The sequence below is a fragment of the Paraburkholderia sp. genome, assembly GCF_035948235.1.
Classification (GTDB): Bacteria; Pseudomonadota; Gammaproteobacteria; order Burkholderiales; family Burkholderiaceae; genus Paraburkholderia.
The window spans coordinates 1-2,056 of sequence record NZ_DASZJJ010000008.1; the positions used below are offsets into that span (position 1 = coordinate 1).

The following is a 2,056-nucleotide window of genomic DNA, read 5'->3' on the forward strand; positions in this document are numbered from 1 at the left end:
CCCAGCGACGGCTCGTCGAGCATCAGCAGCTTCGGTTGCGCCATCATGGCCCGACCGAAGGCGAGCATCTGCTGTTCGCCGCCCGACAGCGTGCCGGCGAACTGTCTGCGCCGCTCCGCCAGACGCGGAAAGCGATCATAGACATCGCTCAGCGTCCCGCGAACTTTGCTCCGCTGGTCGACGAGGTAAGCGCCGACGCGCAGATTTTCCTCCACCGTGAGCTCGGGAAACACCCGCCGGCCCTCGGGCACCTGCACCAGTCCGAGCGCGACGATCGCGTCCGGACTGCGGCCGGCAATCGTCCGTCCATGGAATTCGATGGTGCCCGCGCGCGGCGCGAGCAGACCCGAAATCGTCTTCAACGTCGTGCTCTTGCCCGCGCCATTGGCGCCGATCAGCGTGACGATCTCGCCGCGACGCACTTCCAACGAAACGCCGTGCAGGCAGATGACGTCGTCGTAAGCGGCGACCACGCCGTCAAGCTTGAGCACTCTCGTTCTCCCCGGAACGGCCGAGATAGGCTTCAATGACACCAAGATCTTCCTGGATCTGCGCCGGCGTGCCGTGCGCCAGTCTGCGGCCATAGTTGAGGACCGTGATTTCGTCACACACGCGCATCACCACGTCCATGTGGTGCTCGACCAGGATCACGGTGGTTCCGTCGTCGCGGATTCGTGCAATCAGCTCGCTGACCTGCGCTGCCTCGGTCACGTTGAGACCCGCGGCCGGTTCATCGAGCAGCAGCAGCGCCGGCCGCGCCACGATCGCACGCGCGATTTCCAACAGGCGGCGGTGTCCATAGGCAAGCGCGCCGGCGCGGGCATGGGCAAGGCCGGCAAGACTGACGAATTGCAGCGCTGCCATCGATCGATCGCGGATGCTGCGCTCCTCGCGGCGGTGGCGCGGCGTCGACAGGACCGCGTCGAAAAATCCGGCGCGCATCTGCGCATGCAGGCCGATCGCAACATTCTCGAGCGCGCTCATCTCGCCGAACAGCTTGAGGTTCTGAAAGGTGCGCCGAATTCCAGCGCGTGCGCGCTTGGCCGTCGAATGCAGCGTGATATCCCGCGCGCCAAAGCGCAGCGCCCCGCTGCTGACCCGATACACCCCGGCAACCAGATTGAGCAGCGTGGTCTTGCCGGCGCCGTTGGGCCCGATCAAGCCGTGCACGCTTCCGCGCCGCACCGCGAGGTCAACGGCATCGACGGCCAACAGGCCGCCGAAGCGTCGGCTCACGCTGCGCGCCTCGAGCAACCACGCGCCATCGTCCGCGATCGCGCTCATCGCGCTGCCTCGTTGCCTGGAGGGAGCTTAGGCGCCGAACGCATCGCCAGTGCGCTCACGCGTCGCCCCAATGTTGCAAAGAGCGCGGCGAGCCCGCCTTCGCCGAACAGCATGGTCGCTATCAGGATTGCGCCGAACACCAGCATCCGATAGTCGCCGATCGCGCGCAGATACTCCGGCAAGCCCACCACCACCGCAGCGCCGAGGATGGCGCCCGCCAGACTGCCGACGCCTCCGATCACCACCATGATGAGAATTTCAATCGATTTCCAGAACGTGAAGTCGTTCGGGGCGAGGTAGCGCACCTCGTGCGCATAGAGCGATCCGGCGAGGCCGGCGACAAAGGCGGCGATGACGAAGCACTCGCTCTTGAGCAACGTCACGCGAATGCCGCTGGCGCGCGCCGCGTCGGCGTCCTGGCGGATGGCATTGATCGCGCGGGCGAAGCGTGAGCCTTCGATGCGCGCAAAGACGAAATAGACGATCGCCGCAACGCCGACGTTGAGGTAGTAGCTCGATCGGGGATCGCGCAGGACGTATCCGAACAACTCCGCGCGCGGAATGCCAATGAAGCCGTAAGAGCCGCCGGTCAGCCACTCTTCGTTCTTGATGAACAGATAGACGATGATCGAGAAGCCGAGCGTGGCCACGGCCAGGTAAGCCCCAGTGAGCCTTGTTATCGGCACCATCAGCAGGCTGGCGATCGCCGCGGCGATGCCGGCGCCGATGAGAGCGTAAGGAAACGGCACGCTCAGCTTCGCGGTCAGAAAGG

At 65.4% G+C, this 2,056-nt stretch carries 3 protein-coding genes; all 3 read right to left on the reverse strand.

The genetic code is table 11. The features are described from left to right. The coding region (locus VG320_RS00400; RefSeq protein WP_327198209.1) for an ABC transporter ATP-binding protein at nt 1-491 on the reverse strand (491 nt) is incomplete at its 3' end. Continuing rightward, nucleotides 478-1,284, reverse strand: coding sequence for an ABC transporter ATP-binding protein (locus VG320_RS00405; protein WP_327198210.1), 807 nt, complete (start codon nt 1,282-1,284; stop codon nt 478-480). The genes VG320_RS00400 and VG320_RS00405, both read right to left, overlap by 14 nt. After that, nucleotides 1,281-2,056 (reverse strand): branched-chain amino acid ABC transporter permease (locus tag VG320_RS00410; protein ID WP_327198211.1); only part of this gene is annotated, 776 nt, incomplete at its 5' end. The genes VG320_RS00410 and VG320_RS00405, both read right to left, overlap by 4 nt.